The organism is Tardiphaga sp. 215_C5_N2_1 (assembly GCF_052076055.1).
Taxonomy (GTDB): Bacteria; Pseudomonadota; Alphaproteobacteria; order Rhizobiales; family Xanthobacteraceae; genus Tardiphaga; species Tardiphaga robiniae.
This window is the reverse complement of record NZ_CP197240.1, coordinates 2,208,826-2,222,640: the sequence shown is the minus strand read 5'-3', so window position 1 is coordinate 2,222,640 and position 13,815 is coordinate 2,208,826. Positions and strand designations below refer to the sequence as shown.

Annotated in this window: 16 protein-coding genes; 6 read left to right on the top strand and 10 right to left on the bottom strand. The window is 61.6% G+C overall.

Translation table 11 applies throughout. From position 1 onward, the window contains the following. Position 1: 1 nt before the first annotated feature. Positions 2–505: an RrF2 family transcriptional regulator gene (locus AB7828_RS10745; protein WP_089264972.1), complete on the bottom strand. Its 504-nt coding sequence runs from the start codon at positions 503–505 to the stop codon at positions 2–4. A gap of 181 nt (positions 506–686) precedes the next feature. Between AB7828_RS10745 and AB7828_RS10740 the strand changes: the two genes are divergently transcribed. After that, the gene (locus tag AB7828_RS10740) at positions 687–3,236 is read left to right on the top strand and encodes a diguanylate cyclase (protein ID WP_441230123.1); all 2,550 of its coding nucleotides are present in this window, start codon (positions 687–689) and stop codon (positions 3,234–3,236) included. Between the two features lie 143 nt (positions 3,237–3,379). Here AB7828_RS10740 and AB7828_RS10735 read toward each other — a convergent pair whose 3' ends face one another. Beyond that, the gene (locus tag AB7828_RS10735) at positions 3,380–3,925 is read right to left on the bottom strand and encodes a DUF6886 family protein (RefSeq protein ID WP_441232222.1); all 546 of its coding nucleotides are present in this window, start codon (positions 3,923–3,925) and stop codon (positions 3,380–3,382) included. A gap of 167 nt (positions 3,926–4,092) precedes the next feature. Between AB7828_RS10735 and AB7828_RS10730 the strand changes: the two genes are divergently transcribed. Beyond that, positions 4,093–4,794 (top strand): DUF899 family protein, encoded by a 702-nt coding sequence (locus AB7828_RS10730; RefSeq protein ID WP_441230122.1) that lies wholly within the window; start codon positions 4,093–4,095, stop codon positions 4,792–4,794. A gap of 477 nt (positions 4,795–5,271) precedes the next feature. Beyond that, on the top strand, positions 5,272–6,408 hold the full coding sequence (locus AB7828_RS10725; RefSeq protein ID WP_441230121.1) for a tlde1 domain-containing protein: 1,137 nt from the start codon (positions 5,272–5,274) through the stop codon (positions 6,406–6,408). 47 nt (positions 6,409–6,455) lie between these two features. Here AB7828_RS10725 and AB7828_RS10720 read toward each other — a convergent pair whose 3' ends face one another. The 5 genes from AB7828_RS10720 to AB7828_RS10700 all read right to left on the bottom strand — a co-directional run bounded on the left by AB7828_RS10720 (position 6,456) and on the right by AB7828_RS10700 (position 8,529). Then, positions 6,456–7,370: a tetratricopeptide repeat protein gene (locus tag AB7828_RS10720; protein WP_441230120.1), complete on the bottom strand. Its 915-nt coding sequence runs from the start codon at positions 7,368–7,370 to the stop codon at positions 6,456–6,458. A gap of 69 nt (positions 7,371–7,439) precedes the next feature. After that, positions 7,440–7,715: a DUF1488 domain-containing protein gene (locus AB7828_RS10715; protein WP_068736082.1), complete on the bottom strand. Its 276-nt coding sequence runs from the start codon at positions 7,713–7,715 to the stop codon at positions 7,440–7,442. A gap of 15 nt (positions 7,716–7,730) precedes the next feature. Then, complete coding sequence (locus AB7828_RS10710; protein ID WP_068736084.1) at positions 7,731–7,910, bottom strand: hypothetical protein; 180 nt, start codon at positions 7,908–7,910, stop codon at positions 7,731–7,733. Between the two features lie 62 nt (positions 7,911–7,972). Next, positions 7,973–8,269 (bottom strand): hypothetical protein, encoded by a 297-nt coding sequence (locus AB7828_RS10705; RefSeq protein WP_068736086.1) that lies wholly within the window; start codon positions 8,267–8,269, stop codon positions 7,973–7,975. Further along, the gene (locus AB7828_RS10700) at positions 8,266–8,529 is read right to left on the bottom strand and encodes a hypothetical protein (protein ID WP_068736091.1); all 264 of its coding nucleotides are present in this window, start codon (positions 8,527–8,529) and stop codon (positions 8,266–8,268) included. Before AB7828_RS10700 ends, AB7828_RS10705 begins: the two co-directional genes overlap by 4 nt. A gap of 277 nt (positions 8,530–8,806) precedes the next feature. Between AB7828_RS10700 and AB7828_RS10695 the strand changes: the two genes are divergently transcribed. After that, a complete protein-coding gene (locus AB7828_RS10695; protein WP_120292670.1) occupies positions 8,807–9,634 on the top strand; it encodes a transglutaminase domain-containing protein in 828 nt (275 codons plus the stop codon). A gap of 55 nt (positions 9,635–9,689) precedes the next feature. Continuing rightward, positions 9,690–10,118, top strand: coding sequence for a hypothetical protein (locus AB7828_RS10690; protein WP_441230119.1), 429 nt, complete (start codon positions 9,690–9,692; stop codon positions 10,116–10,118). A 98-nt stretch (positions 10,119–10,216) separates the two neighbouring features. Here AB7828_RS10690 and AB7828_RS10685 read toward each other — a convergent pair whose 3' ends face one another. After that, a complete protein-coding gene (locus tag AB7828_RS10685; RefSeq protein ID WP_441230118.1) occupies positions 10,217–10,969 on the bottom strand; it encodes an SDR family NAD(P)-dependent oxidoreductase in 753 nt (250 codons plus the stop codon). 83 nt (positions 10,970–11,052) lie between these two features. On the opposite strand from AB7828_RS10685, the gene AB7828_RS10680 reads away from it, so the two are divergent. Next, complete coding sequence (locus AB7828_RS10680; RefSeq protein ID WP_116664309.1) at positions 11,053–11,367, top strand: ArsR/SmtB family transcription factor; 315 nt, start codon at positions 11,053–11,055, stop codon at positions 11,365–11,367. Here the strand turns inward: AB7828_RS10680 and AB7828_RS10675 are convergent. Further along, on the bottom strand, positions 11,364–11,759 hold the full coding sequence (locus AB7828_RS10675; protein ID WP_441230117.1) for a RidA family protein: 396 nt from the start codon (positions 11,757–11,759) through the stop codon (positions 11,364–11,366). The two genes, AB7828_RS10680 and AB7828_RS10675, sit on opposite strands and share 4 nt — an antisense overlap. A gap of 382 nt (positions 11,760–12,141) precedes the next feature. Then, complete coding sequence (gene groL / locus AB7828_RS10670) at positions 12,142–13,785, bottom strand: chaperonin GroEL (protein WP_089264961.1); 1,644 nt, start codon at positions 13,783–13,785, stop codon at positions 12,142–12,144. Positions 13,786–13,815: the final 30 nt, after the last annotated feature.

Genomic DNA, 13,815 nt, shown 5'->3' with positions numbered 1-13,815 from the left:
TTCAGTTGGCGTTACGGCGTCGTTCGTTGAGTTCCAGAAAGGCGCAGCCGCGGGCGGCGATGGCGCCGTCGGTGTCCTTGGCGCGGAGATCGCCGAGCACATCGGCGATGCTCACCTTGGCCAGCTCATCGCGATAGACGCGCTCGGCTCGCAGCATCGCGGCATTGATGCCGCAGGGCGCCGTCGGTTTGCCGGGCAGGGGATTGGGGCCGCGCTGGCGGATTTCACTGCAGCGGAAGGCGGGCGCATCGCCCTCAACGGCAAGGACGACATCGAGCAGGGTGATCTGGTCTGGCGTCCGGGCAAGGCGATAGCCGCCGGTCGGGCCAGGCTGTGCGATGAGCAAGCCGGCGCCCGAAAGCGCCTGCAGGTGTTTCAGGAGATAGCTGGTGGACACGCCATGAAATTCGGCGAGGGCGCCGGCGGACAACACGCCGTTCGATTGCAGGCCTGCGAGCATCGCCACGCTGTGGATCGCCTGCTCAACCCCGTCGCTCATCTTCATGGCTGTATTTCACCTCTATCGTGGATAATTATTATCCGTGATTAAGGATGTCGTCAAGTGTCTGGTCCTGAGGTGGTTCGCTGGTGGGCAGCGCAACAGAATCTAAATCCCGATGCCGGTATCACCCGACCTAGGTACTGTGATCCGAAGCCGGGGGCCGGGTCAGTTCAGGGAACTCGACATGGCATTGCGTGACTTGCTGGCGCCGCAGGCGCGGCGGACGACTTTCGTTGCCGCAGCCATTCTCGGAGCCGGCCTCGCCGCGACATTCGCCATTCGCGAATTCTCGGAGCGTCTGATTGCGGCCGATATGCAGCGTCGCTTCGCAGTCGACGCGGTTGATATTTCCAATGCGATCAGCGAACGGCTGCGCACCCACGCCGAAGTACTGGTCAGCATGCAGGGGTTGTACGCCTCGATCGGCCGTGTCGATCGCGCCCAGTTCCGACGCTACATCGATGTGCTCGATCTCGGCCGCCGCTATCCCGGCTTCCAGGCCTTGCAGTCGCTGCGTCATGTGACGCCGGATCATCTAGATGCCTTCATTGCGGAAGTTCGTGCCGACAAGAGCATCGAGCATTCCGGACAGCCGGATTTCGCCGTGCGTCCGCCGGGGCCACGATCAATTTACAACGTAGTCGAATTCGTCGAGCCGATGCGTGGCAACGAAAATGCGCTGGGCTTCGATGCCGGTGCCAATCCTGCGCAACTGGACTCGCTGCGGCGTTCCGCGGAGACCGGCCGGATTGTCGCGACGCCGCCGGTCAAACTGGTGCAGGACACCTCGGGTGGCCTCGGTTTCATTATCCGTGCGCCGATCTACCGGGCCGGCGAGCCCACGCAGACCGTCTCGCAGCGAAACGCAGCGCTCCACGGTTTTGTTGCATCGGTCTATCGCACCAATGACCTGATGCGCGGCATCCTCGATCCGCGCACGCTGCAGCAGATGCATATCCAGGTGGTTGATCGCGGTTATGCCAAGCCGACGCAGGAAGGCGTCATGATTGGCGAGCCGGAAGATGCGACCGTCACTCCGACCCTCATGTATGACAGTCTTGAGCCCAATCTCGGTCTCGTGACGCAAATGGTGATGTCGGCCGGGATCTCGGCGGATCGTTCGCTGGTTGTCGGCGAGCGCGTCTGGCGCGTGCTGTTCACCACCAATCCCGGCTCGATCTACGAAGTCAGCCATACAGTGCCGAACGTCGTCCTCGCCAGCGGCACCGCCATCAGCCTCCTGATGATGCTGCTCGCCGTGATCACGATGAGATCGCGCCGGTTGTCCGGCAATCTCAGCACGCTCGATGCCGAGCAGCGCGCGCTGGTCGACAATCCGCTGGCAGGCATCCTGTTTACGGCCGGCCACCGGATCCTGCGCGGCAATCGCCGGATCGCTGAACTCTGCGGTCGCAGCTCCGCTGCGCTTCTCGGCAACACGATCGACGAGCTGGTTGCGACGAAGGAGGACGGGGAGGCGTTCGATGCCGCGTTGGATCGTATTCGTGACAGCGCCATGGCGACGGAAGTCGAACTGCATCTGCGCCGCAGCGACGGTTCCACGCTGCTGGTCGATGCCTATGGCAAGCCGCTGGCGACCGGCGATATCCTCTGGGTGATCCAGGACAAGACCGACGCACTCGCTGTCGAGGCGGAGCGGCGCGCGCATGCGCACGCTATGGAGGAGGCCAACGAACGGCTGACGACCTCGCTGCAACTGGCGGAAATCCGCGCCAAGGAAATCGTCCTGCTCACTGAACTCTCGGGCGTGCTGCAGTCGTGTCAGTCGCGCGAAGAGATTTTCGCGGCGGTTCAGACCTATGCAGGCTACCTGTTCACGGAGGAGGCGGGCGCGCTGTACTATCTGAATAAAGCGCGTAACGCAGTTCAGCGCGGCGCCCATTGGGGCGCACTACAGGCCGATGCGGTGTCGTTTCCGGTCGATGACTGCTGGGCGCTGCGTCGTGGCACGACATTCCCGATTTCCGAGGCGAGTCAGGGACTGGTCTGCAATCATGCCGGTCCGTGCGGTGCCACCGGTACGGGATTTATTTGTCAGCCGCTGATCGCGCAGAACAACCTGCTTGGTCTGCTGTACCGCGAGCATACCTCTGTGTTCGGTGAGGGGGCGGATCAATTGGCGACGATGCTGGCCGAACAGGTGTCGCTGGCGATGGCCAATCTCGAACTCCGCGAGTTGCTGCGTCAACAGGCGGTGCGGGATCCGCTGACGGATCTTCACAACCGCCGCTACCTCGAAGATGCCCTTGTGCGCGAGACCACGCGCAGCCAGCAGGACGGCAAGCCGCTCGCGCTGGCGATGCTCGACATCGATCACTTCAAGGGTATCAATGACAGTCACGGCCACGAGGCCGGCGATGCCGTGCTGCGCGGCCTCGGCAGGATATTGCGCGAGACGACGCGCGCCTCGGATATCATTGGCCGTTTCGGCGGCGAGGAGTTCCTGATGCTGATGCCGGGCGTCACGGTCGAGGTTGCCGCGCAGCGTGCGCAGCAGGTGCTCGATGCCGTGCATCGCATGCAGGTGACGTTGCCAACGGCCATGCTCGACGGCGTCACGCTGTCGATCGGTCTGGCGGTGATGCCGGTGCACGTCGCCGAGGGCGATGACCTGCTCGCGGCCGCCGACGCCGCGCTTTACGAGGCGAAGCGCGAGGGCCGCAACCGCGTCGTGGTCAGTCATCGCCGTACGAAGGCGGATACAGCGGCCTGAGCTCGTGGGTCATTACAGGATGGGTGGAACGTAGGCGCATCGCGCCGGAGCGATACCCCTCACATATCGTGACAACGAGCGATGAATGTCGCGAAGATGCTACGATCCTACGGCTCCTGAACGTCCGGGCATGCTTTGTCGTTTTAAGGCAGCTCGATCGGTCCGTCCCATGCATTGCGGAGGCGAATGCCGCTGACATGCAGCGATGTCTCCCACAAGGGCGCCAGCGTCTTCAGGGATGGCAGGACGCGCAATTCGACGCCGGCGACTTCCAGTGCCTTTTCGATGTTGTCGATCCGCTCCATGTTCAGCGGCATGGACGGCGTGCGCGAAATCCACATACCCGCATCGTCCAGCGATTCAAACCCGTCCGGCGAAAGCTCGTAGCGATAGATGGTGGTGTGGGAGAGTCGGTCCAGCCAGCTGAGTTCGATATGCGCAACCATGCGGCAGGTGGTCATCTTCTTGTAGGCCGTGAGGTATTCCGGCGTTGTCGTCGCTGTCGGCCAGACAAAAATGCGCGGGCAGTCGCGCGGGAACAGATACATCGGCGCATGCCAGTCATCGATCGCCCAGACCAAGGGGCCGTTGAGCCACTCCTGTCCCTGGGCGCGAGGCGTCGCAACCTCCGCCTGCCGCGGCATGAAGACTTCGATGTTGTTCTCTTCGCTGAAATGAAACAGGCGCATGGCGCACTCATGTGCGTCCATGCTCGGCGCGTCAATAACCGTCATGCGTGTTCTGGCCGTTCACGAAGCTGCGCATGATGAATTTGTGGATCGTCATGTAGGATAGGCCGGTCCCGGAACGTCTTTCAGACGGAACACGTTGAAATTCACCAAGGGAGGATCATGTCATGACCGGTTCCAGCCTGACGCCTGCGCCCGAACTCGCGAAGAAGGCCAGTTTTCGCTATCCCAATGAGAGCCGTGAATACCGCGATGCGCGTAACGCGTTGCTTGTCGAGGAGATCGAACTGCGGCGTCAGATCGAACGCGTCGCGGAGCGGCGTCGTGCGCTGCCAGATGGCGGCGAGGTGACCAAGGACTACGGCTTCATCGGCGAGAAGGGCCCCGTGAGTTTCGCGGGGCTGTTCGGCGACAAGCAGACGCTCGTCGTTTACTCCTACATGTACGGGCCGCAGCGCGAGAAGCCGTGCCCGATGTGCACATCGCTGCTGTCGGCCTGGGACGGCGAGGTGCCTGACATTACGCAGCGCGTGGCGCTGGCCGTTGTGGCGCGCTCGCCGATCGAGCGGCTGGTCGCTTTCAAGAAGCAGCGTGGCTGGCATTACCTGCCTTTGTTCTCGGACACCTCCGGCGCGTTCAGCCGTGACTATCATGGGCTGACCAAGGACGGTGGCGACGACGCTGCCTTCAACGTCTTCACCCGCCGCAGCGGCAAGATTCGCCATTTCTGGAGCGGCGAGATGGATGGGTCTACGGCCGATCCCGGCCAGGACCCGCGTGGGGCGCCGGATCTGATGCCGCTCTGGACGGTTCTGGATGTCACGCCGGAGGGGCGGGGCACCGACTGGTATCCGAAGCTGAACTACTGAGGTCGTGATCATTTGACGCCTTAGCCGGTACAAATTGATCGTTGTGATTACCTAAATACCGCAAAAGGAAATGTGGTTCCCCGCGCACCAGCCTCGCACTAGGCCAATGGCCTAATCACAGCGCGCCAATAGTTCGGGCCGGGCGTGACCCAAAACCCCAGCGCGCCTGAGACCGGCCTGCGAGAGCCTCAGAAAGCTCTCGCAGGTTCCCCGAATTCGTCCTGTCGGTTACTCAAAAAGGCCATGATTGGCAGGCCTTTAGGTAGGTATCGGTGGGGGACCTCCAATTAATCCGCATTTAACTAAAACTCGCCTTAATGGCGTTTCGCATCCCTGCGCGGTGCTTTTCGAGACCTGTGTGTCTCGTCAGGCACAACGGGCAGGGAGCTTAGTAAACGTGTGTTGGACGTCAGGCGTATGAGCAGCAGTAAACGTGCGTTGAACCATTCTGCACCCTCACGCCGAGGCCAGCATCAAGTGTCGAAATCCAGTTCACGCATGTTCGTGACCGGCGCTGCTCTTGCCGCCGTCGCATTGACCGGTGGATGGACGCTCGCCGGCAAGCTTTTCCAGAACGGCGTGCAGCCTGCGATGGTCTCCGCCAATCTCGGCAATGATGCAGGCATTGGCCAGTCGTCCTTCGCCGAGCGCTTCGACAGCCGCTTCTCACGCACCGAACACCGCACATCCTTCTCCGAGCGTTTCGAGCCGGCCGTTAATGCGCCGCTCGCTGCCGCACAGCCCGAGCCGAAGCGCCAAGTCGCCTGGTTCGACCCGACTTATTCGATGGGCGCTGCGCCCGAGCGCTTCGTCAGGCGCACGCCAGCTTCCGAGTCCGTAGTCCCCGCACCGGCTGCAAAGCCGCAGGAAGTCGCGCTGATGCAGCCGGCACCGACGGTGCGCCAGCTCGTCGACAGCATTCCGATGCCGGCCGCACGGCCCTCCGATGCCCGTACGCCGTCCGCGCCGCAGCAGGCAACACAAGCGCCGTCGCAGCCGGTCGCACAGGCCAGCGCCGCCAGGGGCGGTGCCTATGGCCACGACTCACTGGTTCAGAAGGCGCGGTTGGCGCTGGCTGCGCAGCCCAAGTCCGGCAATTTCAACGTCTTCGAGAAACTGTTCGGCGGCAACGCTCCGCAGTCCGGCCCCGTGCTCGCTTATGCCGGCTCCGACGGCGGCGTGCTGAGCAATGGCACCGATGCGGCGGCCAGCAACGAGCCCACCCTGAGCGATCGCACCACCGCGGTTTACGACATCTCCGCGCGTAAAGTGTACATGCCCGACGGCACCAAGCTGGAAGCGCATTCCGGCCTCGGCAGCCGTCTCGACAATCCCGCTTATGCCCATGAGAAGATGCGCGGCGTGACACCGCCGCACATCTATGATCTGAAGCCGCGCGAGGCTCTGTTCCATGGTGTGGCCGCGTTGCGCCTGACGCCGGTGGGCGGCGAGGGCGCGATCCATGGCCGCACGGGTCTGCTCGCGCATACCTACATGCTCGGTCCTAATGGCGATTCCAATGGCTGCGTCTCGTTCCGGGACTACAACAAGTTCCTGCAGGCCTATCGCAACGGCGAAGTGAAGCGCCTCATCGTGGTTGCCAAACTCGACTGATCGATATGACCGACGTGTCACCCTTGAGGGCGATGCGTGTTCAGTCATTATGAGCCGACCTTCGGATCGATCTTCCGTGCGCTGGCGACATCTGCTGCGCCGCCCGTAATGTCGCCCATTTCAAGCCGTGTCATGCCGCGCAGATAGAGCGCCTTGGCGTATTTCGGATTGATGCGCAGCGCCGCATTGAAATCGGCCATCGCGCGGTCGTTGTCGCCCTTGTCGGACCACACGCTGCCACGATTGGTCAGCGCCGCCACATAGGTCGGTGCGATGCGGATTGCCTCGTTGTAGTCGGCGATGGCGCGATCGTTGTCTCCCTTCAGGCTGAAGGCGAAGCCGCGGTTGAACACCGGGCAGGGGTCGTTCGGATTGATTCGGATCGCTTCGCCGAAATCGGCGATGGCGCGTGCATGATCGCCCTTCACCAGCCAGGCGCCGCCGCGATTGCTATAGGCGCCGCCTTCCTGCGGATTGAGACGGATCGCCATGTCGTAATCGGCAATGGCGCGGTCGTTATCGTCCTTGGCGTACCAGGCGACACCGCGATTGACATAGGCATCGGTGTTGTTGGGATCGAGACCGAGCGCCACGCTGAAGTCGCTGATGGCGCGGTCGTTGTCGCCGCGGGCGAGCCAGAGATTGCCGCGCATGAAATAGGCGCGGGCATAATCCGGGTTCAGGCGGATGGCTTCGTCGAAGGCAGCCATGGCAGGGCCGCTCTCGTGCCGTTCATTATATTCGAAGGCACGGTTGAAATGCAGCTCAGCAAGCTGGCGGCCGCGGTAGTTGCCTGACGCGATGGCGCGGTCGCAGGCCGCGATCGCCAGGACGCCGGAGGCATCGGTACATTGCTGTGCATCGTCGGCGGCAGCTCGCGCGATCGGCATTGCTGCGCTCGCCAGCATGGCAGCGAACAGGACGCGGATGGCGCAACGGTTCAGGCTTGGAAAGTGGCGCATGGCTCGACCTCTCGCGTGTGACAGGCGTTGGTCACACCGCGAGGAGGAAGGGTTCAATGGTGGAACAGGCTACCGGAAATCGATGCTGCGGAGCACGATGCCCGGTGGCCTTCCCTCAAATTCGGAATTAGCGAATTTGCGTGCCGCGCAGGCCTCGATGCGATCGCGCAACCGGATGAATTGCTCCTCGCGCTGCTCGGGCTTGGTGCGTGTCGCCTTTTCGAGCTCGTCCATCGCACTGGTGCTGATCGCGCAGGTGACTTCGGTTGCGTCATTCATCATCGAGAACAGGACGACCATGCGATTATATTCGAAGCTTTGGAAAACACCGTGTGTAAGCGCCATCGTCGTCTTCCCGCGTTAGGCCTTGCGCTTCGGCACGACAGGGTTGAGTTCAGCGATCTTGCGCAAGCATTCGGCCTCGGTGGGATGTGGGCCCGTAACAAAGGTTCCGCTGATCTTGGTGCTGTACCAGCCGGACTCCACGCCGAGGCGGAGAGATTCTGCGACTTGAACGTGACGGTGCAAGAGGTTCTGCATGAGGATGCTTTCGGTTGAGCGCTGGCTGCTGCGGGATCGCTGCGACCTGCGTAATGATGGGATCAGTCGTTGGCGGCAAGCCGCGTGAAGTCGTCCAGCACGATCGCGATCAGATCGCGGTGCTGGGTATCCTGTGCGCTGAGCGATGCGCCGTAGAGATTGAGGACGTAGCGCGCCTTTGCTGCAGCCTCAGGCCATGTGGTGGCCGGCGTGGTCAGTAACTGCTCTTCGAGTGCCAGCTGCCGCTCACGCAGTGCTGCGGCATTGGATTCGACTTCGGCGAGACTGCGCCGGATATCGGTGGCTTTCTGTGCCGCCATGCCGCGGCGGCTATCCAGCTCGACGGGAGTGTCAGTCATGGTGCGCTCGCATCGATGCGCTGCACATCTGCCAGCTCAAGCGACCCAATGGAGATCATCTCCATGGAACTTGTATGGGGTGGTGCACCGGGCACGATCATCATGGTCGCCGTGCGCCGATAGCTGGCGAAGGACAGTCCCTCGATCATCTCCTCATCGGTGATGACGTCATACGACCCTGCCGGGATCAAACGACCAAGGCCCTTCAACTGGAAAGGATGCTTGAAAGTAACGGTCTCACGGCGCGATCTCGTGGTCACGCGCGCATGTCGCTGCTGAGATCCGGCATCCGCTCAGCGTGCGCCTATTCACAGACATTAGCCATCGATTTCTTTAAGCGATCCGGTGTTTCGTCGAATTTCGCTATGATTGTCTTGTTATTGGACGTTTTGTCGCCATTTCGAGGATGTATCTGACATCGATGACATTCTGGCCGACGCTTGCGCTGGGTTTTTCTCGCAAGATCGTCGCGCAATGTGCAACGCTTGCGGTGTCTCGCTTTTGAAATCAACGATTTGCCGGGATGAGGTGTTTTGCATGAAGATCCGTGTTGGCTACGAGATGATCTATGATTTCCCGCAGCCGACGCCTGTCATGATCGTGATGGGCATGCACTTCACGCGTGCCTCCGACGTGGTGGTGCCGGACTATCTCACGATAAATCCCTCAGTTCCGATCACGCCGTATCGCGATGGCTTTGGCAACTGGTGCAGCCGCATCGTCGCGCCGACGGGCCGCATCACGTTCAAAGCCGACGGGATCGTCAACGATAGCGGCAAGCCGGATATCATCGTGCCGTCAGCCATCCAGCATGCGGTAGAGGATCTGCCGGCCGAGACGATCGTCTATCTGCTCGGCAGCCGTTACTGCGAGACGGATCGGCTGTCGGACGTCGCTTGGCAGCTGTTTGAGAAGACTGTGCCTGGCTGGGCGCGCGTGCAGGCAATCTGCGATTTCGTGCATAACCATATCCAGTTCGGTTACGAGCACGCACGCGCGACCAAGACCGCCTGGGACGCTTACAACGAGGGGAAGGGCGTCTGCCGCGACTACGCGCATCTGGCCATCACCTTCTGCCGCTGCATGAATATTCCCGCGCGCTACTGCACCGGCTATCTCGGTGACATCGGCATGCCGAAGCCATGGGCCGACGGCGATTTCGCCGGCTGGTTCGAAGCCTATATCGGCGGCCGCTGGTATACGTTTGATGCCCGCAACAATATCCCCCGCATCGGCCGCGTGTTGATCGCGCAGGGCCGCGATGCCGCGGATGTGCCGATCACGCAAACTTTTGGGCCGAATACGCTGGTGAGTTTCAAGGTGTGGACCGACGAGATCGACGAAAGCACGCAGGCGGTCAACTGAATCGCTTTGTCGGTTCTGTCATTACGCTCGCTTAAGCCTGCATTTTCAGCAGCATGTGAGCGGCCAGGAAGGAACCGGGCGCGCCGCTGAGAATTTCACCTGTCATAACTTCGTAAGGACAGGACTGATGGCAAACACTCTGACAAGCCTGACGACCGCCGTGGCATTGATTGCGGGTTCCAGCGTCGCGGCTTTGGGCAGCGGCACGGAGGCACAGCGCGAAGCCTGCACGCCCGATGCGTTTCGCCTCTGTACATCGGCAATGCCGGATGAGGGGCGGGTAGAAAATTGCTTGCGCAGCGCAGGACCGCGATTGAGCCGCGCTTGCTATGATGTGTTCTTTCCGCAGATCGAGCACGATCAGGCTCAGATGATGCGTGGGCAAGCTCCGTCACGCGAACGCATGAAGCCATCAGCGGCGGATCGCATGCAGACACCGTCTATGCCGCAGATGCCGCCGGCCGGCGGTGATGATGATGATTGAGGCAAGGAGAGATCTGGCCTCGCGATAACAAGCAAAGGCGGTGCTGATTGCACCGCCCTTGGCCTATGTCGGATAGACTGTTGAGCAGAGCGCGTGGGCTACCTGAAGCCGCCGGTGGCGTGCAGCGTTTCGCCCGTCACGTAAGATGCAGCATCGGAAGCGAGGAATGCGACGACGGAAGCTATTTCCTCGACCTTGCCGATGCGGCCCATCGGCGTGGCAGATTCGATCCACTTGCGCATGTCGCCTTCATGGAATCCGGCTGACACCACGCCCTCGGTCGCGATCATGCCGGGATTGACGGCGTTGACGCGGATCTTGCGCGGCGCGAGCTCCTTCGCCAGTACCGACGTGATCGCATCGACGGAAGCCTTGGTCGCGGTGTAGACCGCCGAACCCGGTGGGGTGATGGTCGAGACGCCCGATGAGATGTTGATGATGCTGCCGCCATTTGGGTTGAAGTGTCTGGCCGCTTCCTGCGAAGCGAGCAGCAGCCCGAGCACGTTCAGATCGAAATGCCTGTGAAAGTGCTCCGGCGTGATGCTGTCGAGAGGGGCGAATTCATAGACGCCCGCATTGTTGACGAGAACGTCGATCGGCCCGAACGCCTTGACGGTCTCGGCCACCACGGATTTGGCGCCGTCCGGCTCGGCGAGATTGCCGTGCACGGCGATGGCCTTGCCGCCCTTGGCAGTGATCTTCGCGACAACCTCGTCGGCGCCCTTCTTGCTGGATGCGTAATTGACGGCGACGGCAGCGCCCTCGGCGGCGAGCTGAATAGCGATTTCAGCACCGATGCCCTTGGAGCCGCCGGTCACCAGCGCAACTTTGCCTTCGAATGTCTTGGTCATGGTCGTAATCCCTCTTGGATGCTTCAATAGTTCGGAAGTATGGGACTATTGAACCAGCGCAAGGGGGCGCCTATATCTTTTTTATGGTTCAGTTCGTTCACCCCGCGACCAAGGACATCACGCTGGCCGGCGTGCTCTCGGCGCTGGCTGATCCGGCGAGGTTGCAGATGGTCAAGGCGATGATCGGCCAGCACGACTGCATGTCGTGCGCGGCGGCGGCACCCTGCACCATGGCCAAGTCGACGGTCTCCAATCACTTTCGCATCCTGCGCGAGGCTGGCGTGGTGCAGACCACCAAGCGCGGCGTCGAGCATCGCAACGTTGTCCGCGAGGCCGACATTGACGCGCGGTTTCCGGGATTGCTGAAGCTGATCCTGACGCACGCGGAGGCGGGTTAGCCGATCGCCGCGATGCAATCGATTTCGATATCGAAATCGGCAAACCATGTCGGCACGCAGACGAAGATGCGGGCAGGCGGGTCGTTGGGAAAATAACGCGCGTAGATCGCGTTCACGGCGGGGAAGTGTTCGGCCGAGGTGCAATAGACGTTGCATTTGAGCACTTGGTCCAGCGATGAGCCCGCGGTCTCGACGCAAAGTTTCAGCTGATCAAGCACGATCTCGGTCTGGCGCTCCACCGACGCGCCGACCGCGATCTCACCCGTGGCTGGATCGAACGGCGGAAAACCCGACACATAGAGCGTGTCGCCGTGGCGGGTCACGGCGGACACCGGCGCCCGCCGCCGCTCCATGTAGGTCGATAGCGGCTCGATGCGGATAACCTGTTTCATGATCCATGCTCCCTAGGCGATGGTCACGTCGTACAGGATCGCCAACGGCGATGTTTCGGCGGAGGTCGAAGTGTGTCGGATGGGTGAGCGCAGCGATACCCATCTTTCGGATTGCGATGGGTTCAAGGAAATCCTCGGGCCGGTGTGCTTTGGCAGCGAGATAATTGTCAGCGGATTAATAGGCGAGAGGCCGTCGAACTAATCAATCAAATCACGAGCCTTCAAGAGCTTCTCGAGGCTGTACTGGAAAAACTGCCGACGAAAAGTGAAAGAGTCTAACTTTATCAGACATGAAGATCAAAAGACTTGAGTATCAGCCAAACAAAAACCCCGGCATCGCTGCCGGGGTTCTGCATTCTGATAGTTGCTTGAAGCGTTGGACTCAGAAGTCCATGCCGCCCATGCCGCCGCCTGGAGGCATGCCGCCGCCGCCTGCGCCGCCCTTCTTGGGCAGTTCGGCAACCATGGCTTCCGTGGTGATCAGGAGGCCGGCAACCGAAGCTGCGTTCTGGATCGCTGCACGGACAACCTTGGTCGGATCGATAATGCCCTTCTTGAGCATGTCGCCGTAGGTGCCGGTCTGCGAGTCGAAGCCGTAGCTGTAGGTCGCGGTCTCGAGGACCTTGCCGACGATGACCGAACCGTCTTCGCCTGCGTTGATGGCGATCTGGCGAGCCGGAGCCGACAGGGCCTTGCGGACGATCTCGACGCCGGTCTTCTGGTCGTCGTTCGCGGTCTTGATCTTCTTCAGCTGTTCCGAAGCGCGGAGCAGAGCGACGCCGCCGCCGGGGACGATGCCTTCTTCAACCGCAGCGCGGGTCGCATGCATCGCGTCATCAACGCGGTCCTTGCGCTCCTTCACTTCGACTTCGGTCGCGCCGCCGACGCGGATGACGGCAACGCCGCCAGCCAGCTTGGCGAGACGCTCCTGCAGCTTCTCACGGTCGTAGTCCGAAGTGGTTTCTTCGATCTGCGCCTTGATCTGCGCCACGCGTGCTTCGATGTCGGCCTTCTTGCCGGCGCCGTTGACGATGGTGGAGTTTTCCTTGTCGATCATCACCTTCTTGGCGCGGCCGAGCATGGCGAGCGTGACGTTCTCGAGCTTGATGCCGAGATCTTCCGAGATCGCCTGGCCGCCGGTCAGGATCGCGATGTCCTGCAGCATGGCCTTGCGGCGATCGCCGAAGCCCGGTGCCTTGACGGCAGCGACCTTGAGGCCGCCACGCAGACGGTTGACGACGAGGGTGGCGAGAGCTTCGCCTTCGACGTCTTCCGCGACGATGACGAGCGGCTTGCCGGTCTGCACGACAGCTTCGAGCAGCGGCAGCATCTCGTTCAGCGAGGAGAGCTTCTTCTCGTTGATCAGGATGTAGGCGTCGTCGAATTCAACGCGCATCTTGTCGGCGTTGGTGACGAAGTAGGGCGAGATGTAGCCGCGGTCGAACTGCATGCCTTCGACGACGTCGAGTTCGGTTTCGAGCGACTTGGCTTCTTCAACCGTGATGACGCCCTCGTTGCCGACCTTCTTCATGGCGTCGGCGAGGAACTTGCCGATTTCTGCGTCGCCGTTGGCCGAGATCGTGCCGACCTGGGCGATTTCGTCGTTCGAGGTGACCTTCTTGGAGTTCTTGACGAGGTCAGCAACCACGGCTTCCACAGCCAGGTCGATGCCGCGCTTCAGATCCATCGGGTTCATGCCGGCAGCAACCGACTTGGCGCCTTCACGGACGATCGCCTGGGCGAGCACGGTAGCAGTGGTGGTGCCGTCGCCGGCTGCGTCGGCCGACTTCGAGGCCACTTCGCGCACCATCTGGGCGCCCATGTTCTCGAACTTGTCGTCGAGTTCGATTTCCTTGGCGACGGTGACGCCGTCCTTGGTGATGCGGGGCGCGCCGAACGACTTGTCGATGACGACGTTGCGGCCCTTCGGACCGAGCGTCACCTTCACGGCGTTGGCGAGAATGTCGACGCCGCGCAGCATCTTGTCGCGGGCATCAACGCCGAATTTCACTTCTTTAGCTGACATGTTTTGCTTCCTTGAAAATCAGGATGGGTG